General features: G+C 65.1%; 19 protein-coding genes. 9 read left to right on the top strand and 10 right to left on the bottom strand.

All coding sequences use genetic code 11. The annotated features are described in order from the left end of the window. Window positions 1–169: 169 nt before the first annotated feature. On the bottom strand, window positions 170–2,029 hold the full coding sequence (glsA, locus tag FBZ93_RS03160) for a glutaminase A (protein ID WP_146984504.1): 1,860 nt from the start codon (window positions 2,027–2,029) through the stop codon (window positions 170–172). Between the two features lie 274 nt (window positions 2,030–2,303). Then, window positions 2,304–2,525, bottom strand: coding sequence for an acetyl-CoA carboxylase biotin carboxyl carrier protein subunit (locus FBZ93_RS03155; RefSeq protein ID WP_050418842.1), 222 nt, complete (start codon window positions 2,523–2,525; stop codon window positions 2,304–2,306). A 130-nt stretch (window positions 2,526–2,655) separates the two neighbouring features. Between FBZ93_RS03155 and FBZ93_RS03150 the strand changes: the two genes are divergently transcribed. Then, window positions 2,656–3,630, top strand: a complete 975-nt coding sequence (locus FBZ93_RS03150) for an IclR family transcriptional regulator (RefSeq protein WP_146984503.1) — start codon at window positions 2,656–2,658, stop codon at window positions 3,628–3,630. Then, window positions 3,560–5,119 carry an acyl-CoA carboxylase subunit beta gene (locus tag FBZ93_RS03145; RefSeq protein ID WP_146984502.1) on the top strand — a complete coding sequence of 520 codons (1,560 nt, stop codon included), beginning with the start codon at window positions 3,560–3,562 and terminating at the stop codon, window positions 5,117–5,119. Before FBZ93_RS03150 ends, FBZ93_RS03145 begins: the two co-directional genes overlap by 71 nt. Window positions 5,120–5,265: 146 nt before the next feature. Here the strand turns inward: FBZ93_RS03145 and FBZ93_RS03140 are convergent, their stop codons facing one another. After that, window positions 5,266–6,429, bottom strand: a complete 1,164-nt coding sequence (locus tag FBZ93_RS03140; protein ID WP_146984501.1) for a patatin-like phospholipase family protein — start codon at window positions 6,427–6,429, stop codon at window positions 5,266–5,268. Window positions 6,430–6,672: 243 nt separating this feature from the next. Here FBZ93_RS03140 and FBZ93_RS03135 point away from each other — a divergent pair, with 243 nt between their 5' ends. After that, window positions 6,673–7,458, top strand: coding sequence for an acetoacetate decarboxylase (locus FBZ93_RS03135; RefSeq protein WP_146984500.1), 786 nt, complete (start codon window positions 6,673–6,675; stop codon window positions 7,456–7,458). A 37-nt stretch (window positions 7,459–7,495) separates the two neighbouring features. Here the strand turns inward: FBZ93_RS03135 and FBZ93_RS03130 are convergent, their stop codons facing one another. The 4 genes from FBZ93_RS03130 to FBZ93_RS40470 form a co-directional block, all read right to left on the bottom strand. Continuing rightward, window positions 7,496–8,794 (bottom strand): MFS transporter, encoded by a 1,299-nt coding sequence (locus FBZ93_RS03130; protein WP_146984730.1) that lies wholly within the window; start codon window positions 8,792–8,794, stop codon window positions 7,496–7,498. 290 nt (window positions 8,795–9,084) lie between these two features. After that, a complete protein-coding gene (locus FBZ93_RS03125; protein WP_146984499.1) occupies window positions 9,085–10,281 on the bottom strand; it encodes an acetyl-CoA C-acyltransferase in 1,197 nt (398 codons plus the stop codon). Between the two features lie 434 nt (window positions 10,282–10,715). Next, window positions 10,716–11,228, bottom strand: coding sequence for a ParB N-terminal domain-containing protein (locus FBZ93_RS03120; RefSeq protein WP_146984498.1), 513 nt, complete (start codon window positions 11,226–11,228; stop codon window positions 10,716–10,718). Window positions 11,229–11,339: 111 nt separating this feature from the next. Then, window positions 11,340–11,507: a hypothetical protein gene (locus FBZ93_RS40470; RefSeq protein WP_167350138.1), complete on the bottom strand. Its 168-nt coding sequence runs from the start codon at window positions 11,505–11,507 to the stop codon at window positions 11,340–11,342. Window positions 11,508–11,760: 253 nt separating this feature from the next. Between FBZ93_RS40470 and FBZ93_RS03115 the strand changes: the two genes are divergently transcribed. After that, window positions 11,761–13,020 carry an MFS transporter gene (locus tag FBZ93_RS03115; RefSeq protein ID WP_146984497.1) on the top strand — a complete coding sequence of 420 codons (1,260 nt, stop codon included), beginning with the start codon at window positions 11,761–11,763 and terminating at the stop codon, window positions 13,018–13,020. Between the two features lie 309 nt (window positions 13,021–13,329). On the opposite strand, the gene FBZ93_RS03110 is transcribed toward FBZ93_RS03115, so the two are convergent. Beyond that, window positions 13,330–15,603 (bottom strand): FdhF/YdeP family oxidoreductase, encoded by a 2,274-nt coding sequence (locus FBZ93_RS03110; protein WP_146984496.1) that lies wholly within the window; start codon window positions 15,601–15,603, stop codon window positions 13,330–13,332. 307 nt (window positions 15,604–15,910) lie between these two features. After that, window positions 15,911–16,681, bottom strand: coding sequence for an enoyl-CoA hydratase (locus FBZ93_RS03105; protein ID WP_146984495.1), 771 nt, complete (start codon window positions 16,679–16,681; stop codon window positions 15,911–15,913). 134 nt (window positions 16,682–16,815) lie between these two features. Here FBZ93_RS03105 and FBZ93_RS03100 point away from each other — a divergent pair, with 134 nt between their 5' ends. Next, window positions 16,816–17,367, top strand: coding sequence for a PaaI family thioesterase (locus FBZ93_RS03100; RefSeq protein WP_146984494.1), 552 nt, complete (start codon window positions 16,816–16,818; stop codon window positions 17,365–17,367). Between the two features lie 60 nt (window positions 17,368–17,427). Then, window positions 17,428–18,039, top strand: a complete 612-nt coding sequence (locus FBZ93_RS03095; protein WP_146984493.1) for a TetR/AcrR family transcriptional regulator — start codon at window positions 17,428–17,430, stop codon at window positions 18,037–18,039. A gap of 146 nt (window positions 18,040–18,185) precedes the next feature. Here the strand turns inward: FBZ93_RS03095 and FBZ93_RS03090 are convergent, their stop codons facing one another. Next, window positions 18,186–19,100, bottom strand: coding sequence for a LysR family transcriptional regulator (locus tag FBZ93_RS03090; RefSeq protein ID WP_146984492.1), 915 nt, complete (start codon window positions 19,098–19,100; stop codon window positions 18,186–18,188). 120 nt (window positions 19,101–19,220) lie between these two features. Here FBZ93_RS03090 and FBZ93_RS03085 point away from each other — a divergent pair, with 120 nt between their 5' ends. The 3 genes from FBZ93_RS03085 (at window position 19,221) to FBZ93_RS03075 (ending at window position 23,098) form a co-directional block, all read left to right on the top strand. After that, window positions 19,221–20,717 (top strand): CoA-acylating methylmalonate-semialdehyde dehydrogenase, encoded by a 1,497-nt coding sequence (locus FBZ93_RS03085; protein WP_146984491.1) that lies wholly within the window; start codon window positions 19,221–19,223, stop codon window positions 20,715–20,717. Between the two features lie 159 nt (window positions 20,718–20,876). Beyond that, window positions 20,877–22,022: an isobutyryl-CoA dehydrogenase gene (locus tag FBZ93_RS03080; protein ID WP_146984490.1), complete on the top strand. Its 1,146-nt coding sequence runs from the start codon at window positions 20,877–20,879 to the stop codon at window positions 22,020–22,022. Next, complete coding sequence (locus tag FBZ93_RS03075) at window positions 22,019–23,098, top strand: enoyl-CoA hydratase/isomerase family protein (protein WP_146984489.1); 1,080 nt, start codon at window positions 22,019–22,021, stop codon at window positions 23,096–23,098. The genes FBZ93_RS03080 and FBZ93_RS03075 overlap by 4 nt, the downstream gene beginning before the upstream one ends. Window positions 23,099–23,104: the final 6 nt, after the last annotated feature.

The raw sequence follows: 23,104 nt of genomic DNA, 5'->3' as shown, positions 1-23,104 counted from the left end.
GGGAGAGGCCGGAGCGCAGGCAGCGAAGCGCAATGCGCTCCGGGTGAGGGGGAGTCTCCGCGAGTTCGACGTTCACCTTTTTTGCGGAGGCAGCCCATCACCCCAACCCTCCAAGAGCGAGCTTCGCTCGTCTCGACCCCGCAAGAGCGGGGCGAGGGAGAAGAAAGAGCTACCCCGACGTCAGCAGATCGACCTTCGCGTTCGCCACAATCAGCCGCTCGGCGAGAATCTGCGCGAGGTTGCGCATGATCCGCTCGCCGGCGCGTGGATGTTGCTCGCGGAAGCGCTCGAAATCCTGGATCGTCACTTCATAGGTGGTCGCCGACATGTCGGCCACCACATCCGCCGAGCGCGTCGGCTCCAGCAGTGCCATCTCGCCGAACGCCATGCCGGCGGTCAGGGTCGCGAGCCGGATGCCGTCGGGCAGGGTGACGTGGACCACGCCGCTGCGCAGGAAGAACAGCGAGGTCGCCTCGCTGCCCGCGGTGATGATCTTCTCATTCGGCTGATAAGTGTTGACCGTGCAGAGCGCGGCGAGGTCGGCGATCTCGGCTTCGCTCAATCCGGCCAGCAGCGGCTGCTCGGAAAGCTCGGTGGTCTCGAGGAAGTCGATCGAGCCGCCATAGCGGTAGACGATCTGGTCCTCGGCCCATTCGATCGCGGTGTCGAGCAGATAGAAATCCCTGATATTGCCGAGCCGGTTGGTCCACTCGCTGATCGTGGTCCATTCGCGCGAGGTCCGCTTGATGCCGGACAGGATCACGGTGACGCCGAGCTCGGCCAGTTCCTGGAAGGCCTCCGCGACCAGCCTTGCGCCGGCGCGGGTCGTCGCAGTGACGCGGCGCAGGTCGAAGATTACGAACTCCGGCCGCGGGCTGCCGGCGAGCCGGCGCGAGACGTAGTCGACATTGGAGAGCGACAGCGTGCCGACCAGTTCGATCACGCGGACCTCCTGGAAGTGCTTTGCCAGGATCTCCTGTTCCTGCGGCCGCCGCACCCGGCGCGACGGGTTCTTGCCGATATTGTAGTCGGCGATGATGCTGTGGCGGGCGTCGTCGCTGCGGTTCAGCATGTGGAGGTCGTAATGCGCCGATAGCGCCTCGCAGACCTTGATGCCGCGCACGCTGTTGCCGTGCTTGTCGAGTTTCGGCGAATAGCTGCCGAGCCCGAGCCGCGCCGGCAGCGCCGCCAGGATGCCGCCGCCGACCCCGCTCTTGGCGGGGATGCCGACACGGTAGATCCATTCGCCGGCGTAGTCGTACATCCCGGACGACGTCATCACCGAGAGCGTGCGCGCGATCGCGTAGGGTGTCACCACCTGTTCGCCGGTCAAGGGATTGATGCCGCGGTTGGCCAGCGTCGCCGCCATCACGGCGGTGTCGCGCGCGGTGACCAGGATGGCGCATTGCCGGAAATAGACGTCGAGCACCGCAGGCACGTTCTCGGTGATCACGCTGTTGGTGCGCAAGAGATAGCCGATCGCCCGGTTGCGATCGCCGGTGGCGCTCTCGGAGGCGTAGACCGCCTCGTCGACGTCAAGCTCGCGTCCGGCGAAGCGGCCGAGCGCGTGGCGGATGTAGTCGAACGCGCCGTCGCCCTTGCCGGCATGGAGCAGGCCGGAGCAGGCGATCGCGCCGGCGTTCACCATCGCATTGAACGGGTGGTTGTCTGCATTGAGCCGGATCGAATTGAAGGGGTCGCCGGATGGTTCGACGCCGATCACGCTTTCCACCCGCTCGGCGCCCAGCGTGTCCAGCGCCAGCGCGAACACGAACGGCTTCGACATCGACTGGATGGTGAACGGCACCCTGGTGTCGCCGACCTCATAGACATGGCCGTCGAGCGTCGCCAGGCTGATGCCAAAATGGGCAGGATCGGCCTTGCCGAGCTCGGGGATGTAGTCGGCAACCGCGCCGCCGGCCTCGGCGAGGAAATTTGCGTAACAAGTGTGCAGAAACCGCAGCAGCGGCGGCTGCGAGCGGGCCCAGTTGACGGTGCTGGCGGTGACGGGAGGAGGCGATCGTTTCATCGCCTCATCTTGTGCAACGCAATCAGGGCGCGCGCAACCGAGCGCGCCTCGGCGTCGGCCCGTGAGGCGGCCGGCTCGAGAGGATGCCGACTTTCGAACAGATGTTCACAAAACGAGCGGTTGCTCGGCATTTGTTTCGTCATACGAAACTTATTGATCAGGAATGTTTCGAAAGCGAAACAGCGTGCGTCGTTGCGTTGGCTGCAAGGCAAACCACCACCCAGGGTGCGGCATCTGGGAATTTGATCCGCGCGAGGCGACGGCGCGCCCGCCGTCAGGTCTCGACGATCGCGATCGCCTGGCCTTCGGCGATGACATCGTCAATCCTCACCAGAATCGACTTGATTTTGCCTGCTGCCGTCGACGTGACCGGTATCTCCATCTTCATCGCCTCGACGAACGCGATCTCGTCGCCATCGCCGATGCTGCTGCCGGCTTCAACAGGAAGCGCGCAGACGCGCCCGGCAACTTCGGTCACAACCTTGATCTCTGGCATTCCACTCTCCGATACCGTCTTGCGGAAATTTCATCCGGCGAACGGCTTTTTGTTGTGGCGGCAGATTGCCTGAGGTAGCTTCATCTGCAAGTGGAATTTTATTCCGCATGACGGAATGGAGCCAAACAAAATGGGACGGCGCTCGGAACGGCTTAGCAGGCAGGGAATGCTCGCCAGCGAGACTGGCGATGGCGATGTGATCCAGGTGGTGTCACGCGCCTTCGACGTGTTGCGGTGCTTCGAAGGACATGAAGCGCGGCTCGGCAATCTCGAGATCTCGAACCGCTGCGGTCTGCCGCGTTCGACGGTGTCGCGCTTGACGCACACGCTGACGCGGATGGGACAGCTCGTCTATCTGCCGCGCGATCAGAAATATCGCATCGGGCCGAGCGCGGTCGCGATGAGCACCACGATGATGAAGGGGCTGCAGCTTCGCAATCTGATCCGGCTGCGCTTGCAGGATGTCGCGGACCAATTGCCCGGCACCGTGGGCTTCGTCATCCCCGACCGTTTTCATCTGGTCTATCTGGAGTTCGCCCGCGCGGCGAATGCGCTCGGCCTGCATGAGGCGACCGGCAGCCGCATCTCGATGGCGACCACCGCCGCCGGCCATGCCTACACCGCGGCGCTCGATCCCGCGATCGGCGATGCACTGATCGCGGAGATGGAAGGCGAGCTGCCCGAGAGTGCCAAAATGCTGACGCCGCGCATCGCGGCCAACCGCCGGCATCTGCAGGAGCACGGCTATGTCGTCGCCTGCGGCCTGTGGAGCCCGCACATCAACGGCGTCGCGGTGCCGCTGTGGTCGCCGCAATATCAGACCTATGTGGTCACCACGATCGGCCTGCTCTCGGCGATGTATGACGAGGCGCGGCTGCATCGCGAGGTCGCGCCGCAAATGGTCGAACTCGCCGCCGCGCTCGGCAGCCTGCTCGAAGGCGCCGACGGCGACATCTTCAGCAATCGGATCGAACGCAAATCGCTTCCGGTGACCACCCATAACAACAACAAAATCATCAAAACGGGAGTAGTGAATGAACTGGAAGCCGGAACTCGACGACCTCGCCCGGCGCGAAGCGTTCGCGCGGGAGATGGGAGGCGTTGACAAGGTCAAGCGGCAACGCGACCAGGGCCGGCTCACGGTTCGTGAGCGCATCGACAAGCTCGTCGACCAGAACAGCTTTCACGAGGTCGGCGCCATCTCCGGCATCGCCGAATACGACGAGAGCAACGAACTCAAGCATCTGACGCCGGCGAACTGCGTGTTCGGCCGGGCCAGGGTCGACGGCCGCACCGTGGTCGTGGTCGGCGACGATTTCACCGTGCGCGGCGGCTCGGCGGATGCCTCGATTTCGGCCAAGCCGCTGATGGCGGAGGAGATGGCGCACGACTTCCGCCTGCCGATCATCCGCGTGATCGAGGGATCCGGCGGCGGCGGCTCGGTGAAGACCATCGAGACCAGGGGCGCCGCCAATCTGCCCGGCGGCGTCGGCGGCACCCGTTCGTACTGGTTCACGCTTGCCAATCTGGCTCAGGTGCCGGTGGTCGGCCTCGGGCTCGGCTCGGTCGCGGGCCTGGGTGCCGCGCGGCTGGCGGCCACGCATTACTCGGTCATGACCAAGAGCTCCGCGATGTTCGTCGCCGGTCCGCCGGTGGTGAAGCGGCTCGGCCAGGATCTGACCAAGCAGGAGCTCGGCGGCGCCGACATCCAGACCCGTGCCGGCGGGATCGACCAGGCCGTCGACACCGAGGAGGAGGCGTTCGACTACGCGCGGCGCTTCCTGTCCTACCTGCCGTCGTCGGTCTACGATTTGCCGCCGACCATTCCCTGCACCGACGATCCGGAACGTGCCGAGGAATCGCTGATGAAGGCCGTGCCGCGCAACCGGCGGCAGGTCTACAAGATGCGGCCGATCATCGAGGCCGTCGTCGACAAGGGCTCGTTCTTCGAGGTCGCCGCCAATTTCGGCCGGCCTGTTATCACCGGGCTGGCGCGGATCGAGGGCCGGGCCGTACTGCTGCTCGCCAGCGATCCCTTCCACTATGGCGGCTCGTGGACCGCGGACGCCTGCCAGAAGGTGGTGCGCTGGGTCGACTTCGCCGAGACCTTCCATCTGCCGGTGGTCTATCTGATGGATTGCCCCGGCTTCATGATCGGGCTCGAGGCCGAGAAGTCGGCGACCATCCGCCACGGCGTGCGGGCGATGGCCGCGGTCAACCAGAGCACGGTGCCCTGGTGCACCATCATCATCCGCAATGCCTTTGGTGTTGCCGGCGTGGTGCATCAGCCGGCCAACCGCTTCTCGATGCGCTATGCATGGCCGTCGGCCTATTGGGGCTCGCTGCCGCTCGAGGGCGGCATCGAGGCGGCCTATCGCGCCGAGATCGACGCGGCCGAAGATCCCGCCGCCAAGCTGCGCGAGATCGAGGATCGCCTCAACAAGCTGCGCTCGCCGTTCCGCTCGGCCGAAAAGTTCTGGGTCGAGGAGGTGATCGACCCGCGCAAGACGCGCTCGCTGCTCTGCGAGTTCGCACGCCTCGCCGAGCCGATCCGCAAGGTGGGGCCGCCGAGCAACATGTCGACGCGGCCGTAGGACTCATCTAGCCGTCATTGCGAGGAGCTCGCGACAAAATTGCAAAGCAATTTTGCGCTGAAGTGACGAAGCAATCCATATCTCCGCAAGCGGTGACATGGATTGCTTCGCTTCGCTCGCAATGACGGCGGAAGAGACGACCACTCCTACTCCGCCTCGCGATGCACGTCGTGGATCACGATGCCCATGCCGTTCTCGGGCATCTTGATCCATTCGCGGCGCTTCAGCGAACGCTTGGTGTCCTCGTGTCCGCTCGCCCAGTGCTCGCGCATCGAGGTGCCGGAGAATTCGTGGTCCTTGGCGTCGCCCTCATAGGCCTTCTGCTGATAGATCAGCTGCAGCAGCGTGATGCCGGGCAGCCGGCTGTTGGCCTTCTTGAGCTGACGCTCGTCGTCCGAGAGCTGCTCGTCCGGAATCTTTCCCAGCGCGTTGTGCAGGGCGGTGCGCAGATTGTAGGTCTTGCGGTAGACGTCGGTGTTGTAGCGCGTGCGCGACGAATACATGATGTCCTTGTGGCGGGCCATCACGTCCTGGATGTCGCGCGGCAGCGCGCCGCGCGCCGAGAACAAATCGACCTGGAACACCAGCGAATTCATGTTGTCTTCCTGGTCGAGCAGATGCTGCAGCGGCGTGTTGGAGACGATGCCGCCGTCCCAGAAGTGATCGGTGCCGACCTTCACCATCGGCAGCGCCGGCGGCAGCGCGCCGCTCGCCATTATGTGCTCGGGGATGATCTCGTCATGGGCGTTGTCGAAATAGATGAAGTTGCCGGACAGCACGTTCACCGCGCCGACCGCAAAGCGCATCTTCTTGGAATTGATGCGGTCGAAATCGACCAGTTCGAGCAGCGATTCACGCAAGGGCGTCGTGTCGTAATAGCTGGTGGCGGTGCGGGCGCCGGCCGGGCTGAACCACGGATTGGTCTGATGCGGGGTGAAGAAGCCGGGCTGCCCCAGCGTCGTCGTCAGCCACGAGCTGGTGAAGTTGCGCGCCTTGCGGAAGATGTCGCCGTCAGGCGTGTAGTGCCAGATCTTGCGGCTGGTGATGCGATCCCAGAATGTGTGCAACCGCTCCAGCCGCTTGTCGGGCGGATTGCCGGCGATGATCGCCGAGTTGATCGCGCCGATCGAAACGCCGCAGACCCAGTCGGGCTCGATGTTGCACTCATGCAGCGCCTGGTAGACGCCGGCCTGATAGGCGCCGAGCGCGCCGCCGCCCTGCAGCACCAGCGCCACGCGATCGCATCCCGCGGGACGCCAGCCGGGCGTTGCGTGCTCGATATCGTCGACATGAGGGGTACGCGCGTCCATATCAGACACTCCAAAAAAATTCGCGGCGAGAATTCAGGGCGCCGATGACGCGGTGATGACAAGCGTCGCGCCGGCGCACGGCGCATCCGCCATGCCTGCCTGCACGGTTAGCATTGGCCTCATCAGGCAAAAGCGGGTCACACAAGCGTAACCGAGGTCATGCCCCTGACGGAAATCCCTCATATCGCTGTCAATCTCGGCCGCTAGCCTCCGCGCAAACTTTGCAAACAGGGGGTTATTGCGATGCGCAGGGAAGATCTGCTCAAGCTTCCGTCCATGCCGGCCGCCGGTCCGAGCTATCCCGCCGGTCCCTACCGCTTCATCGATCGCGAATTCCTCGTCATCACCTATGAGACCGATCCGGAATTGATCCGCGCCGGCCTGCCTGAGCCGCTGGAGCCGATCGAGCAGGCGATCGTGCATTACGAATGGATCAAGATGCCCGACAGCTCCGGCTTCGGCAGCTACACCGAGTCCGGCCTGGTGATCCCCGCGCGGCTGCGCGGCGAGGAGGTCAACTTCGTCTGCCAGATGTATCTCGACGATGATCCGCCGATCGCGGCCGGCCGCGAGATCTGGGGCTTTCCGAAGAAGTACGCCCATCCCAAGCTCGAGATCGTCAAGGACACCCTGACCGGAACGCTGGAATATGCCGGCCAGCTCGTCGCGATGGGCACGATGGGCTACAAGCACGAGAGCATGGCGGGCAACGGCGACGTCACCCGCGCCACGCTGTCGAAGACGCAAGTCAATCTGAAGATGATCCCGGGCGTCGACGGTCATCTCGAGGTCTGCCAGCTGGTCGCGATCAACCTGACCGACATCGTCGTCAAGGGATCGTGGATCGGGCCGGGCCGCCTGCATCTCGTGCCGCACGTCAACGCGCCGGTCGCCGACTTCCCGGTCAAGCGCGTGGTCGGCGCGCATCACTACATCGCCGACCTGACGCTGCCGTTCGGCCGCGTCGTGCACGACTACAACAAGGAAGCAGTCGAAGCGGCTGCGCCGACCGGCCTCGCGGCGGAGTAGCGGCTGTCGCCGACACAGACCAGCGCGGGCAGCTGCCTCAGGCCGCCGCCGGCTTCGGCTCTGCTACCGGCTTCGGCCGCGCGATCGCGAGCGTGATCACCGCCGCGAAGACACACAGCGCGCCGGCGATGAAGAATGCCGGCAGATAGCTGGAATAGACCGTGCGCGATACGCCGGCGCCGAACGCGGCCGCCCCGGCGCCGAGCTGGTGGCCGGCGAAGATCCAGCCGAACACCAGATTGGCGCGCTCGGCACCGAAGCGCTGCGCGGTGAGGCGCACCGTCGGCGGCACGGTCGCGATCCAGTCGAGCCCGTAGAACATCGCGAACAGCGACAGGCCGTAGAACGTGAAATCGGAGTAGGGCAGGTACAGCAGCGACAGGCCGCGCAGGCCGTAGTACCAGAACAAGAGATAGCGGTTGTCGTAACGGTCCGACAGCCAGCCCGAGATGATGGTGCCGAAGAAATCGAAGATGCCCATCGCGGCGAGCAGGCTCGCGGCCTGCACCTGAGGGATGCCGAAATCGAGACACATCGGGATCAGATGGACCTGGACCAGGCCGTTGGTCGAGGCGCCGCAGACGAAGAAAGTCGCGAACAGGATCCAGAACACCGACGATTTCGATGAGTCGCGCAGCGTGCCGAGCGCGGCCGCCATGATCGGCGCGTTGGCCGGCGGTGGCGCGGGAAGCGGGGCGGTGCCCTTGTCGCCGAACGGACGCAGGCCGACATCGCTCGGCCGGTCGCGCATTAGCATCAGCACCGCAAAGGCGGCGATGCCGAGCATGACGCAGACGAAGCCGAGCGCGACGCGCCAGCCATAGCGCTCCGTGATGGTGGCGAGCAGCGGCAGGAAGGCGAGCTGCCCGGTCGCGACGCTCGCGGTGAGCATGCCGATCACGAGGCCGCGCCGCGCCACGAACCAGCGCGTGGCAATGGTCGCGCCGAGCACCAGCGCCGTCATGCCGGTGCCGATCCCGATCACAACGCCCCACAGCAGGATGAGCTGCCAGACCTGCGTCATCGCCAGCGACGCGACAAGGCCGGAGACCACGATCAGCTGCGCCGCCAGCGTCACGTTGCGCAGGCCGTAGCGGTTCATCAGCGCGGCGGCGAACGGCGCCATCAGCCCGAACAGGATGAAGCGGATCGACAGCGCCGAGGAGATCTCGGCGGTGGACCAGCCGAACTCCTTCTGCAGCGGCACGATGAAGACGCCGGGCGCACCGACAGTGCCGGCCGAGATCAGCGCGGCCAGGAAGGTCACGGCGACCATCACCCAGCCATAGTGGACGTTGCGGCGGGCGAGGGCGGAAGCAAGCCAGTTCGAGATCATTGTGGTCCAGATCAAATGCAATGAGGTTCTATTCGTGATGCGCAATATGGCACGGCGTGGCCATGTCTAAAATGGCGAAGTTCCCTCGTTTTCGGACATCGGCATGATGCGTCGTCGCCTCTTTTGGGGGCATTCGAGATGCGACGAATATCCGTAGTTCCGTCATTGCGAGGAGCGATAGCGACGAAGCAATCCATGGCTCCGCATATGCGGATCGATGGATTGCTTCCGCCTTCGCCAAGGCTTCGGCGGACAAGTCGCTGTGCTCGCAATGACGCGGACGCAACTGCTCAGTGCGTCACCCGCTCGACCGCGATGGCGGTGGCTTCGCCGCCGCCGATGCACAGTGCGGCGACGCCGCGCTTCAGGTTCTGTGCTTCCAGCGCGTGCAGCAGCGTCACGATCAGCCGCGCGCCGGTGGCGCCGATCGGATGGCCGAGCGCGCAGGCGCCGCCGTTGATGTTGAGCCGGTCTCTGGGGATGCCGAGGTCGCGCTGCGCCGCCATCGCGACGACTGCGAACGCCTCGTTGATCTCGAACAGGTCGACATCGCCGACACTCCAGCCGACCTTGTCGAGCAGTTTTCGGATCGCCGGGATCGGCGCGGTGGTGAACCACTGCGGCTCCTGGCTGTGGGTGGCGTGGCCCTTGATCTCGGCCAGCACCGGCAACCCGTCGCGATCCGCGAGCGAGCGCTTTGCCAGGATCAGCGCCGCGGCGCCGTCGGCATTGGCCGAGGAGGCGGCCGGGGTGATCGTGCCGTTGGCGCGGAACGCCGGCTTCAGGCCGGGGATCTTTGCCGGATCGACCTTCAGCGGGTGCTCGTCATTGGCGATGATGCGCGGACCGGCTTTCTCGGTGAGCGTGATCGGCGCGATTTCGGCCTTGAAGGCGCCGCTCTCGACCGCCTTGCGGGCGCGGCTCAGCGTCTCCATCGCGAAAGCGTCCTGGTCGGCGCGGGTGAACTGATAGGCCTCCGCGGTGGCCTCGCCGAAATCGCCCATCGAGCGGCCAGTCTCATAGGCGTCCTCGAGCCCGTCCATCATCATGTGGTCGATGATGCGGTCGTGGCCGGCGCGATAGCCGCCGCGCGCCTTCTGCAGCAGATACGGCGCGTTGCTCATGCTCTCCATGCCGCCGGACAGCACGATCTCGGCCGAGCCCGCCTTGATGATGTCGTGGGCCAGCATGGTCGCCTTCATGCCGGAGCCGCAGACCTTGTTGACGGTGGTGGCGCCGGTGCCATCCGGCAGCCCCGCGCCGCGCGCGGCCTGGCGGGCCGGGGCCTGACCCTGGCCGGCGGGCAGCACATTGCCCATGAACACCTCGTCGATCCGCTCAGGCGCGAGTTTCGCGCGCTCCAGCGCCGCGCCGATCACGTGCGAGCCGAGCTTGTGGGCGGCGAGCGGCGTCAGCTCGCCCATGAAGCGGCCGAGCGGGGTGCGGGCGGCGGAGAGGATGACGACGGGATCGGTGCTGGTTGCCATGGCGGAACTCCGTTCCATGCGGGAATCTGATTGGATTATATGCATCATATGATGCAACGCAAAAAATGCAACCGCGGCTCCCATGACAAAATGTCGTGTTCGCATGAGTTGATGGCGGGATGCTTTGCCGCGATTTCCGCTGTCGTCCCTGCGAAAGCAGGGACCCATACGCCGCGGCGGGTGTAGTTAAACGGACTCGTCGTTCCGGCATCGTGCACCAACAACCATTAGTGGTTATGGGTCCCTGCTTTCGCAGGGACGACACCGAATGTGTTGCATACTCTGTGAGACGCTGACGGCCTTTTACCGCATGTATTGCTTCCAGCCAGAATACATTGACAAGATGAAGGGCGCGCTGCGGCAGGCTGGACTGCCTGAATGCGCGCGGGGGTCCTAGACGCTGGAGCGCATGGCCGGCACACACGAGCCGGCAATCAATAGCGGCCACCGTCGCGCTTTTGTTGCGTGATCCATTCCGACAGGGTTTTCGTTTTCGATCCTTGATCGCCCGACGACCGCCGTCCGATGCTCTTGCCGGAACGAGCTGACCGAAGCTCAGCCGACTTGGTTTCCACGATTGGCGTCGCGGATGCGGTCGATCTATCCGCAGCTTCCTTTTCGAGGCGCAGCTTTTTCAATCGCGCCATCTTGTCCCGCTCTGCCTCGGTTTCAGCGGTGTCGGATAGCAGCGCCTTGTGGTGAGCAGTCTCTGCCGAACCCAGCACTCCGATGATCGTGGTCTCGCCCAGCGCTTTGCAGGCCTCGAGCCGATGCAATCCCTCGAGCAAGACGAGCCGGCTCTCATCCGGCCGAACGAGAATCGGGACTTGTTGTCCAATTTCCAGAATGCTGGCCGCGATCTCTTGAACGACCTCAAGCCTAAGGTTCTTCCTCTTCTTCAAGGGAACGTAGATCTGGTCGATTGGAAGGCTTTCCGGGCCAGGCACGCTGTCACTTCCTCCTCAGGGGCGATCCAAAACAGGTTCAAGGATGCAGCGCTACGCCGTGGCTGGAGCCTTGTAAATCGGAGCGGGGCCTCCAGCGCTCGACTTCGTGCCCTAATCCGACCGCCAGGCGCCGAGCAGAAATCGCCGCTTCGGTGCGGAGCCCGCCTGCTTCTGCACGTCGGGCAGATCGACGGCGTAACGCTTCATCAGCAGCTTGATTGCGATCCCGATGATCACAAAGGGCGTCACGTAGATCGCGAAAACTTCGAAGGCTGTCATGGTATCCTCCGCGGTCTCGGACCGGCATTGTAGCACATCGTCTCACGGGGCGGATGGTCCGGCAGCGCGCTGGTGGGCAGTGCAGCACGCCGCTACCACCGCGCATGGCCGCATGCGGTCGCTTCGATTGACACGGATACCGTCGGCGCTACGCTCCGGAACAGGGAATTTCCCAAGAGAATCAACATCCGCAATCAAGACCCAGAAGAACCAAGAAAAGGGCAGGACACGCCGTGACACGCGTCATCGCGTCGTGAGCGGGACCACGCGGACCTCCGCGCTCGCACCGTTTCGCATCCGCAGCTATCGCTTCCAATGGCCGTCCGATCTGCTCACCTCCTGGGCGTTCGAGGTCGAGACGCTGGTGCTCGGCTGGTACATCATGGTCGAGACCGGGTCGGTGCTGCTGCTGACCGTGCTCGCTTCGCTGCAATATGTCGGCACCCTGGTCGCGCCGGTCGTCGGCATGATCGGCGACCGCATGGGGCATCGCGATCTGCTCGCCGTGATGCGCTTTGCCTATACGGCGCTCGCCGGGACCATCATGACGCTGGCGCTGACAGGGCATCTCGCGCCCTTGAACGTCATGATCATCGTCGCGGTCATGGGGCTGATCCGCCCGTCGGATCTCGGCGTGCGCGGCGCGCTGCTCGCCGACATCATGCCGCCGGAGCAGCTGGTCGGCGCCATCAGCCTGGCGCGCACCACGCAGGACTCGGCGCGCATCGCCGGCGCCTTGACCGGGGCGGGATTGTTCGCCGCGCTCGGCATCGGCTATGTCTATGTAGGGATCGCCAGCTTCTATTTCATCGCCGCCGTCCTGATGCTCTGCATGGGCCGGCCGAAATCGCACGTCGCAGCCGATCAGTCTGATATCGACCTGCCGGGCTCGAAACTGCTGCGCGACCTCAAGGAGGGCATCGTCTATGCCTGGAGCGGGCCGGGGATGCGCGCCGCGCTGTGCGTCGCCTTCCTCGCCAATCTCACCGCGTTTCCGCTGACCAACGGCCTGCTGCCGTACGTCGCGCGCGACATCTTCCATACCGACCAGACCGGGCTCGGCTATCTCTCCGCGAGCTTTGCGGTCGGCTCGCTGATCGGCTCGATCACGCTCAGCATGGCCGGCGGCGTGCGCATTGCGCGGCTCCTGATCGGCGCGACGCTCGCCTGGTACGCGATGCTCCTGGCGTTCGTCGAGCTCCGGACCATGCCGGTGGCGATGGCCTGCCTGGTGCTGGCCGGCATCGCGCAGAGCATGTCGATGATCTCGGCCGCGGTGATGCTGATGCGCAACGCCAGCGCGCATCTGCGCGGCCGCGTGATGGGCGTGCGGATGATGGTGATCTACGGCCTGCCGCTCGGCCTGCTCGCCGCCGGCAGCCTGATCGATCTGATCGGCTACACCGCGACCGGCACGCTGCTCGCTGCCGCCGGTTTCATCGCCATGCTCGCGATCGCGCTGCACTGGCGCGCTGACCTGTGGCCGGTGCACGCACCGGCGAATGCAAGGTGAAGGGGAACTCGATCCGCGGATGACTCAATCCCGGATTTCGCTGCGCTTCGTCCGGGCTACGAGCTACGAAATAGCAGACGAAGTGAAGCGATGATCACGGGTCAAGACATCATCAAGTACGTCATCTGGGTGAGCCTTGTTCTGACCATTCTCGCCTTTTGCGTGACGTTCCTGCCGCGCGCGGGCCACTCCCAGACACTAGAGAGTGCTTGGCATTTGTAGCCCGGATGAAGCGAAGCGTAATCCGGGGCAGCTCGATCCGCGGATGACGTGTCCCCGGATTGCGCTGCGCTCCATCCGGGCTACAGGTTACTGCGCAGCCCGGCGGATGTGCACCGGCACCGACTTGTACGACGGCGTGCCGCTTTCCTTGTCCTGGTAGTCGAGCGGCACGAGGCCGTTGGCCTCGGGATAGTAGGCGGCAACCGAGCCGCGGGCGATGTCGTAGACGATCGCGGTCAGCGTCAGACGGCGCGACTCGCCGGGTGGCAGCGCGGTCTCGATCTCGACGAGATCGCCATGGGCGAGGCCCCGCGCCGTGAGGTCGGCCTCGTTCGCGAACAGCACGTCGCGCCGGCCGAACACGCCGCGATAACGGTCGTTCAAGCCGTAGATCGTGGTGTTGTACTGGTCGTGGCTGCGGATGGTGGCGAGCTTGAGGACTGACTTGTCCGCCAGCACCGGATCCTCTTCGAGGCCATCGAAGATCAGGAATTCGGCTTTGCCGGACGCGGTGGTCCATTTGCGCTCGGTCGGCGGCAGCGGCAGGCGGAAGCCGCCGGGAATCCGGATCCGCGCATTGAAATCCTTGAAGTCGGGGAAGACGCCCTCGATGGCGTCGCGGATGCGGTCGTAGTCGGCGATCAGCTCGGCCCACGGCACCTTGCTCGCCGGCAGGGTCGCCATTGCCATGCCGGCAATGATCGCCGATTCCGAAAGCAGGAACTCGGAGGCGGGCGTGAGCTTGCCGCGCGAGGCATGCACCATCGACATCGAATCCTCGACAGTTACGACCTGCGGGCCCGAGGCCTGGATGTCGCGCTCGGTGCGGCCCAGCACCGGCAGGATGATCGACTGCTTGCCGACCAGCAGATGCGAGCGGTTCAGCTTGGTGCCGAGGTGGACGGCAAGCTCGAGCTTGCGCATCGCGGCCGTGCAGCGTTCGGGGTCGGGCAGGGCGATGGCAAAATTGCCGCCGAGGCAGACCAGCACCTTCGACCGTCCGTCGTCGATCGCCTCCATCGCGGCGACCGCGTCGTGGCCGTGATGGCGCGGCGGCTTGAAGCCGAAGGTCCGCTCGATACCCTCCAACATCGGGATGTTGGGCTTCTCCGTGATGCCGACGGTGCGGTTGCCCTGCACGTTGGAGTGGCCGCGCAGCGGGCAGATGCCGGCGCCGGGCTTGCCGTAATTTCCCTTCAAGAGCAGCAGGTTTGCGATCTGCTGGACATTGTCGGTGCCGCGCATGTGCTGGGTGATGCCCATGCCGTAGGTCACGATGGTGGCGTTGGACTTGGCGTAGGCGGCCGCGACCTCGCCGAGCTGGGCGCGGCTGAAGCCGGAGACGGTCTCGATCTTGTCCCACGGCGTGCCGCGCAGATCGGCGGCGAACGCATCAAAGCCGTTGGTGTGCTCGGCGATGAAGGCGTGATCGAGCACGTCGTGGCTCGCATCATCCTTCTCGATCAGCGCCTTCATGACGCCCTTCAGCACCGCGGCGTCGGCGCCGACCTTGGGCTGGTAATAGGTCGAGGCGATCCGGGTCGAGCCGAGCGTCGCCATTTCGATCGGGTCCTGCGGATCGGCGAAGCGCTCCAGCGCGCGCTCGCGTAAGGGATTGAACACGATGATCGGCACGCCGCGGCGCGAGACCTCCCACAGCGTGCCCATCATGCGGGGATGATTGGTGCCGGGATTGTGGCCCATCGCGATGATCAACTCGCAATGGTCGAAATCGTCCAGCGACACCGTGCCCTTGCCGATGCCGATCGATTGCGGCAGCCCGACGCTGGTCGCCTCGTGGCACATGTTCGAGCAGTCGGGGAAATTGTTGCTGCCGTATTCGCGCGCGAAGATCTGGAACAGGAAAGCGGCTTCGTTCGAGGCGCGGCCGGAGGTGTAGAACTCGGCCATGTTGGGATCGGACAGGCTGCGCAGTGTCTCACCGATCCGCGCGAAGGCGTCCTCCCAGCTGATCGGCTGGTAGGTGTCGCTCGCGGCGTCATAGGCGAGGGGCTGGGTCAGCCGGCCCTCGTTCTCCAGATGGAAATCGGTCCAGCCGAGCAGCTCGGTCACGGTGTGCGCGGCAAAGAACTCCGGCGTGACACGTTTGCTGGTCGCCTCCCAGGTCACGGCCTTGGCGCCGTTCTCGCAGAACTGGAAGGTGGAGGTGTGCTCCTTGTCGGGCCAGGCGCAGCCCGGACAATCAAAACCGTCGGGCTTGTTGGTCCGCAGCAGCGTAATCGGCGCCTCGACCAGGTCCATCTGGCTGCGAACCGCCTCCGCGGTGGCCTTGAGGGCGCCCCAGCCGCCGGCCGGAGCATCGTAGGGTCGGATACCGGGAACGTCGCGCTTTTGGACCATATGTCCTCCTGCAGCTCTTGAGTGGTGACCCCGTGCGTTTGCCCTGAAACTGATTGTTGGTTTTGGCCGCGATGCCGACGTATTCCGATCGACGTTCTCGATCTGGAACACCCGTCTCGCAATTGAGCCTAGCCTAATCGGCTTGAGCTTGCGGTCAACAGTCTGTCAAGAATGCGTAGCGCGGATGAAGCCAACGGGTCGCGAACGCGCGCCCGATGACAGGCTCCGCGCAATCCGGGGCCGTGGTCTCGCGGATGATGTCTCCCGGATTTCGCTGCGCTCCATCCGGACTACAAGTGTCAGGCGCTTACCGCTTCCGATCCAGAAACCCTTGCAGCAGACGCTGTGGCTCGCCGGTCTGGAACGACTTGCCGAACACGCCGACGCTGAGGTTCACCGATTCCGTCAGCGGCAGCTCTTCCCATTGCCGCAGCAGGTCCTTCTGGATGCGCAGCGCCTCGGGGCCGCATTCCAGCAGCGCCTTGACGGTGTGTTCGACGGCCTCGTCGAGGCCGCCGGGCTTTGCCACGGTGTCGACCAGGCCCCAGGCAAGCGCGGTCGGCGCGTCGATGTTCTCCGCTGTCATCATCAGCCAGCGGGCGCGGCCCCAGCCGATCAGCCGCGGCAGCAGCGCGGCATGGATCACCGAGGGGATGCCGACCTTGACCTCTGGCATGCCGAACATCGCGTCATGCGCCGCGACGCGGACGTCGCAGGCGGCCGCGACCTCGAGGCCACCGCCGAGGCACCAGCCGGGCAGGCGGGCGATCACGGGCGCCGGGAATTTGCGCACGGCCTCGCAGAGGTCGCGCAGGCGGCTGATGAAGGCTTCGGCGGATTTCTGATCAAGCGTCGCCATCTCCTTGATGTCGGCGCCGCCGATCATGCTGCGCTCGCTTTCGCCTGCCAGGATCACCGCGCGGATGGTCGGATCGGCGGCCAGGTGCTCAAAGCCTTCGCGCACGCCGTTGATCACAGCCGAACTGACGATGTTCAGCTTGCCGGCGTTGCAGATGGTGAGGCGGACAACGCCTCTGTCGTCGCGGTCGATGCCGCAGTGGGGATTGAGCATGTCCATGGAATGGTTCCGGCGCAGGAATTGATCGCGCCATGTCCCGGACAAAGCAGGCCCCTGTCAAGCATGGGCGCGCAGCGGTTGCGCCGGTGAATGCAGATATATAGAATTACATGCATCATATAAATGGAGCCGTCATGACCGCCGCCGAGACTTTAGATCTTCATTCCCCCGAGCTGACGCGCACGCGCGTGGTGGAATGGCAGGCGCCCGGGCCGGTGGCGAAGGCGGCGATGCCGATGTCCGGCATCGAGGCGATGCGCGCGATCCGCGACGGCGTGCTGCCGCCGCCGCCGATGGCCAAACTGATCGGCTTCCGCGTGGCCGTGGTCGAGGAGGGGCGGATCGCGATGGAACTCGCGCCGCATGAGAGCCTGGAGAACACCATCGGCCTGCTGCACGGCGCGACCGCCGCGGCGCTGCTCGACACCGCGATGGGCTGCGCGATCTCGACCCTGCTGCCGGCGGGCCAGACCTCGGTCACGCTCGACCTCAAACTGACCTATCTGCGCCCGCTGTCGGCGCGTTCCGGAACCATCGGGGCCGAGGGCAAGGTGATCAAGCTCGGTCGCCAGACCAGCTACACCGAGGGCTTCGTCCGCGACGGCAGGGGAAATCTTGCGGTGCACGCGACTGCGACATTCTCGATGCTTGGCGGGGAACCCCAGGGGGTGAACAAGACGAAATAACTGCAGCATTCCCGGCGCAAATCTGCTATTATATGATTAGAAACATTCCATGAGATCGGCATGCGCTATTCGAAAGAACACAAGCAGGAGACCCACGCGCGAATCGTGAAGAAGGCCGCGACGCGGCTGCGCGAGAAGGGCGCCCATGGCATCGGCGTCGCCGATTTGATGAAGGACGCCGGGCTCACCCATGGCGGCTTCTACGCGCATTTCGACTCGCGCGAGGCGCTGGTGATCGAGGCCTTCAACTATGCGATGGACCGCGCCACCGAGCGCTGGCGCAAGGTGACCGCAGAGGTGGCGCCGGAGAAGCGGCTTTCGACCATCGTCGACGGCTATCTTTCGGCTGCCCATCGCGACGATCCCGGCCAGGGCTGCGCGGTGCCGGCGCTCGGCGCCGAGATCGCCCGCGAAAGCCCGAAGACCCGCAAGGCCTTTGCGCTCAAGCTCGACCAGATGATCGACATGATTACCGACCAGATCCAGGACGTGCCGCGCAAGACAGCGCGCAAGCAGGCGATGTCGACACTGGCGACCATGATGGGCACCATCGTGATGTCGCGGATCGCCGGCAACGGCGAAATGTCCGACGAGATTTTGAGCGCGGGCCGCGAGGCGGCGCTGGGACGCGCCGCGGCGAAGGCGCCGGCGAAGAAGGCGAAGGTGAACTAGGGCAGGTCCTTCCCCATCGTCGTCCCGGCGCAGGCCGGGACCCATTACCCCTAGTGCTGATTGCTTAACCTCGCTGGGGCCATGATCCCTTCAACAACACAGCCCTGTGGTTATGGGTCCCGGCGTTCGCCGGGACGACGGAAAGATTAGGGCCCGCTGAACAGCGCGCGCTCGGCTTCCACCGTCTCGTAGATATAGTCCGCCACCGCGCGGATGCGGGCGAGGTCCTTGCTGTCGGCGTGCATCAAAAGCCAGAAGGTGCGCGAGATCCGCACCTCGTCGCGCAGCACCGGCTGCAGCTCGGGATGGGCTGATGCCATGAAGTGCGGCAGCACGGCGATGCCGAATCCGGCGATGGTGGCGTTGAGCTGGGCGATCAGGTTGGCGCTGCGGAATTTGGCCGAGATCTTCGGCGAGACCTGCGGCAGATAGTCCAGCTCCGGCGTGAACAGCAGCTCCTCGATGTAGCCGACGAAGCGGTGCCGCGGCAGGTCGGCGCGCGCGGCAATCTTGGGCGCCTGCGCCAGATAGGTGGGTGCGGCATAAAGCCCGAGCGTGTAGTCGAGCAGTTTGCGGCCGACGATGCGGCCTTCCTTCGGCATGGTGAGGCTGATCGCGATGTCGGCCTCGCGCTTGGACAGCGAGAACAGCCGCGCGGTGGCGACGAGCTGCAGATCGAGATCGGGATACCGTTCGGTGAACTTGACCAGCCGCGAGGCAAGGAAGTGGCTGCCGAAGCCGTCGGGCGCGCCGATCCGCACCGTGCCGGTGAGATGGGCGCGCGAGCCGCCGACCGCCTCCTGGTTGGCGACGATGGTGGATTCCATCGCTTCCGCGCTGTCGGCGACACGCTGGCCGGCTTCGGTCAGCAGGTAGCCGGTCTTGCGCCGATCAAACAGTTTTGCGGAGAGGTGGCGCTCCAGCCGGTCGACACGGCGGATCACTGTGGCATGATCGACGCCGAGCTGCTTGGCGGCAGCCGAAACCGACCCGCCGCGCACGATGGCAAGCACGAAGCGGAAGTCGTCCCAGTCGATTGTGCCGCCGCCTTGATCCAGCATTTCCGCACATCTATGGTGCAATTTATCGGACTTGAATCCTATAAAATGCAGGGTCAATAGGGTTTGTAAAGCGATCCCGCCGCGAGGAGCGGCGATTCAGGTCCTTCAGGGAGGTTTTCCATGCGCTCAATCGGACATTTCATCGGTGGCAAGGAGGTCAAGGGCACCTCGGGCCGTACCGCAGACGTTTTCGAGCCGATGACCGGCGACGTCCAGGCCAAGGTCGCGCTGGCCTCGAAGGCCGAAGTCCGCGCGGCGGTCGAGAACGCCAAAGCCGCGCAGCCGGAATGGGCCGCCACCAACCCGCAGCGCCGCGCCCGCGTCATGATGAGGTTCGTCGAACTGGTGCAGCGCGACTACGACAAGCTCGCCGAGTTGCTCGCGCGCGAGCACGGCAAGACCGTTCCCGACGCCAAGGGCGACATCCAGCGAGGCCTCGAGGTCGCCGAGTTCGCCTGCGGCATTCCGCATCTGATGAAGGGCGAGTACACCGAGGGCGCCGGCCCCGGCATCGACATCTATTCGATGCGCCAACCCTTGGGAGTCGTCGCCGGCATCACCCCGTTCAATTTCCCGGCGATGATCCCGATGTGGAAGTTCGCGCCGGCGATCGCCTGCGGCAACGCCTTCATCCTGAAGCCCTCGGAGCGCGATCCCGGCGTGCCGATGAAGCTCGCCGAGCTGATGATCGAAGCCGGCCTGCCGGCCGGCATCCTCAACGTCGTCAACGGCGACAAGGAAGCGGTCGACGCCATCCTCGACGATCCCGACGTCAAGGCGATCGGCTTCGTCGGCTCGACGCCGATTGCCCAGTATATCTATGAGCGCGCCGCGCAGACCGGCAAGCGTTGCCAGTGCTTCGGCGGCGCCAAGAACCACGCCATCATCATGCCCGACGCCGACATGGACCAGGCGGTCGACGCTCTGATCGGCGCCGGCTACGGCTCGGCCGGCGAGCGCTGCATGGCGGTGTCGGTCGCCGTTCCCGTCGGCAAGACCACCGCCGACCGGCTGATGGACAAGCTGATCCCGCGCGTCGAGTCGCTCAAGATCGGCACCTCGGTCGATCCGTCGGCCGACTACGGCCCGCTGGTGACCCGCGAGGCGGTCGAGAAGGTGAAGAGCTACATCGACATCGGCGTCAAGGAAGGCGCAACGCTCGCGGTCGACGGCCGCGGCTTCAAGATGCAGGGCTACGAGAACGGCTTCTATCTCGGCGGTTCGCTGTTCGACAATGTCACCAAGGACATGCGGATCTACAAGGAAGAGATTTTCGGCCCGGTGCTCTCGGTGGTGCGCGCCAAGGACTATCACGAGGCGCTCGCGCTGCCGTCCGACCATGACTACGGCAACGGCGTTGCGATCTTCACCCGCGACGGCGACGCCGCGCGCGACTTCGCGGCCAAGGTCAATGTCGGCATGGTCGGCGTCAACGTGCCGATCCCGGTGCCGATCGCCTACTACACCTTCGGCGGCTGGAAGAAGTCGGGCTTCGGCGATCTCAATCAGCACGGTCCGGACGCGGTCCGCTTCTACACCAAGACCAAGACCGTGACCTCGCGTTGGCCGTCCGGCGTCAAGGACGGCGCGGAGTTCTCGATCCCGACGATGAAGTGATTTCCAGAGCCGTCATTGCGAGCCACCCGGTCGGCGCGCAGCGCCGCCGGATGACAGGCTCCGCGAAGCAATCCATCTAACCGCGTGTGTGGACAGATGGTTGCTTCGTCGCTCCGGTCCTCGCAATGACGACACATAGCCTTCAAGGGTAGCGGCGCGATGCAGTTCGCTCTCAACGAGGACCAGATCGCGGTTCGCGACATGGCGCGGGCGTTTGCGGCGGAAAAGATCGCGCCGCATGCGCTCGAGTGGGACGAGAAGAAACACTTTCCGGTCGACGTGATGCGCGAGGCCGCAAGCCTCGGCATCGGCGGCATTTATATCAAGGACGACGTCGGCGGCTCGGCGATGACGCGCTTCGACGCGGCGTTGATCTTCGAAGCGCTGGCGACCGGCTGTCCGACCACGTCGGCCTTCATCTCGATCCACAACATGGCGTCCTGGATGATCGATGCCTATGGCAACGACACCCAGCGCCACACATGGCTGCCGAAGCTCTGCACTATGGAGCTGATCGCCAGCTACTGCCTGACCGAGCCGGGCGCCGGCTCCGATGCGGCTGCGTTGCGCACCCGTGCGGTGCGCGACGGCGATCATTACGTGCTCAATGGCCAGAAGCAATTCATCTCGGGCGCCGGCAGCACCGACCTTCTGGTGGCGATGGTGCGCACCGGCGGCGATGGTCCCGGCGGCGTCTCGACGATCGTGATCGACGGCAAGACGCCGGGCGTGTCGTTCGGCAACAACGAGCGCAAGATGGGCTGGAACGCGCAGCCGACCCGCGCCGTGATGTTCGAGAACGCGCGCGTGCCGGTCGCGAACCGGCTCGGCGAGGAGGGCATCGGCTTCAAGATCGCGATGGCCGGCCTCGACGGCGGCCGCCTCAACATCGCGGCGTGCTCGCTTGGCGGCGCGCAGGCGGCGCTCGACAAGGCGCTGGCCTACATGAAGGACCGCAAGGCCTTCGGTAAGCGGCTCGACGAATTCCAGGCGCTGCAGTTCAAGATCGCCGACATGGCGACCGAGCTCGAGGCCGCACGCACCTTCCTGTGGCGCGCGGCGGCCGCGCTCGACCGCAAGGACGCTGACGCATCCATGCTGTGCGCGATGGCCAAGCGTTTCGGCACCGATGTCGGCTTCGAGGTCGCCAACCAGGCGCTGCAACTGCACGGCGGCTATGGCTACCTCAGCGAATACGGTGTCGAGAAGATCGTGCGCGATCTGCGCGTGCACCAGATCCTCGAAGGCACCAATGAAATCATGCGGCTGATCGTGTCGCGCAAATTGATCGAGGGCGCGCGATGAACGATGTTGCCGCGGAAGGCGATCTGATCGCACGCAAGGAAGGTGCGGCCGGCATCATCCGGCTCAACCGGCCGAAGGCGATCAATGCCGTGACGCTGGAGATGTTCCACGACGTCGACAGGGCGCTCGACGCGTTCGAGGCCGATCCCGAGGTCGCCGTGATCGTGCTGGAAGGTGCCGGCGAGCGCGGCCTGTGCGCCGGCGGCGATATCCGCGCGCTCTGGGAAAGCTCCAAGGTCGGGGGCGATCTCGGCAAGATCCTGTGGCGCGACGAGTACATCCTCAACGCGCGGATCAAGAAGTTCCCGAAACCCTATGTCGCGTTCATGGACGGCATCGTGATGGGCGGCGGCGTCGGGCTGTCGGCGCACAGCCGCCACCGCGTGGTGACCGAACGGACGAAACTCGCGATGCCCGAGGTCGGGCTCGGCTTCTTTCCCGATGTCGGCGGCACCTATCTGCTGTCGCGCTCGCCGGGCGAGATCGGCACCTATTTTGGTCTCACCGGCACCACGATGAATGGCCCCGATGCGATCTACGCCAGGTTTGCCGATGCCGTGGTGCCGAGCGCCAAGCTGCCCGCGCTACGCGAGGCGCTGACCAAGGTCGCACCAGGCACCAGCTCGGCCGAGATCGACCGGCTGATCGCAGGCTTTGCCACCGGCGAGAAGGCCGGCCCAGTTGCCGCGATGCAGGCCAAAATCGACGGCTGGTTCGCGCGCGGCCGGATGGAGGAGATCGTTGCGGCACTGACGGCCGACGGTACCGATCTGGCGCAGGCCACGCTGAAGACGCTCGGCGAAAAATCGCCGCGCGGCATGGTGGTGACGCTGAAGCTGCTGCGGCTGGCGCGGGCGACCGAGACGCTGGAAGAGTGCCTGGTGCGGGAATATCGCGCGGCGCTCGAAGTGTTCGCCAGCGACGATTTTCGCGAGGGCGTGCGCGCCGCCGTGATCGACAAGGACCGCAATCCGCAATGGTCGCCGCCCAGGATCGAGGATGTGACGGCGGAGATGCTGGCGCCTTACTTCGCCGAGATCGGCGCCGACGAACTGAAATTTCCTGACGGCAAATAGAAACGT

It is taken from the genome of Bradyrhizobium macuxiense (assembly GCF_007993935.1).
Classification (GTDB): domain Bacteria; phylum Pseudomonadota; class Alphaproteobacteria; order Rhizobiales; family Xanthobacteraceae; genus Bradyrhizobium; species Bradyrhizobium macuxiense_A.
Note: the sequence above shows the minus strand (reverse complement) of the source record. Positions and strands in the feature narration are given on the sequence as shown.

What these genes read in the sequence shown, in the direction of transcription:
- FBZ93_RS03075 (WP_146984489.1), top strand. Translation starts at nt 22,019, where the DNA reads ATGAACGATGTTGCCGCGGAAGGCGATCTGATCGCACGCAAGGAAGGT.
- FBZ93_RS40470 (WP_167350138.1), bottom strand. Translation starts at nt 11,507, where the DNA reads ATGACAGCCTTCGAAGTTTTCGCGATCTACGTGACGCCCTTTGTGATC.
- FBZ93_RS03110 (WP_146984496.1), bottom strand. Translation starts at nt 15,603, where the DNA reads ATGGTCCAAAAGCGCGACGTTCCCGGTATCCGACCCTACGATGCTCCG.
- FBZ93_RS03150 (WP_146984503.1), top strand. Translation starts at nt 2,656, where the DNA reads ATGGGACGGCGCTCGGAACGGCTTAGCAGGCAGGGAATGCTCGCCAGC.
- FBZ93_RS03130 (WP_146984730.1), bottom strand. Translation starts at nt 8,794, where the DNA reads ATGATCTCGAACTGGCTTGCTTCCGCCCTCGCCCGCCGCAACGTCCAC.
- FBZ93_RS03100 (WP_146984494.1), top strand. Translation starts at nt 16,816, where the DNA reads ATGACCGCCGCCGAGACTTTAGATCTTCATTCCCCCGAGCTGACGCGC.
- FBZ93_RS03125 (WP_146984499.1), bottom strand. Translation starts at nt 10,281, where the DNA reads ATGGCAACCAGCACCGATCCCGTCGTCATCCTCTCCGCCGCCCGCACC.
- FBZ93_RS03155 (WP_050418842.1), bottom strand. Translation starts at nt 2,525, where the DNA reads ATGCCAGAGATCAAGGTTGTGACCGAAGTTGCCGGGCGCGTCTGCGCG.
- FBZ93_RS03080 (WP_146984490.1), top strand. Translation starts at nt 20,877, where the DNA reads ATGCAGTTCGCTCTCAACGAGGACCAGATCGCGGTTCGCGACATGGCG.
- FBZ93_RS03095 (WP_146984493.1), top strand. Translation starts at nt 17,428, where the DNA reads ATGCGCTATTCGAAAGAACACAAGCAGGAGACCCACGCGCGAATCGTG.
- FBZ93_RS03090 (WP_146984492.1), bottom strand. Translation starts at nt 19,100, where the DNA reads ATGCTGGATCAAGGCGGCGGCACAATCGACTGGGACGACTTCCGCTTC.
- FBZ93_RS03135 (WP_146984500.1), top strand. Translation starts at nt 6,673, where the DNA reads ATGCGCAGGGAAGATCTGCTCAAGCTTCCGTCCATGCCGGCCGCCGGT.
- FBZ93_RS03145 (WP_146984502.1), top strand. Translation starts at nt 3,560, where the DNA reads ATGAACTGGAAGCCGGAACTCGACGACCTCGCCCGGCGCGAAGCGTTC.
- glsA (WP_146984504.1), bottom strand. Translation starts at nt 2,029, where the DNA reads ATGAAACGATCGCCTCCTCCCGTCACCGCCAGCACCGTCAACTGGGCC.
- FBZ93_RS03085 (WP_146984491.1), top strand. Translation starts at nt 19,221, where the DNA reads ATGCGCTCAATCGGACATTTCATCGGTGGCAAGGAGGTCAAGGGCACC.
- FBZ93_RS03105 (WP_146984495.1), bottom strand. Translation starts at nt 16,681, where the DNA reads ATGGACATGCTCAATCCCCACTGCGGCATCGACCGCGACGACAGAGGC.
- FBZ93_RS03140 (WP_146984501.1), bottom strand. Translation starts at nt 6,429, where the DNA reads ATGGACGCGCGTACCCCTCATGTCGACGATATCGAGCACGCAACGCCC.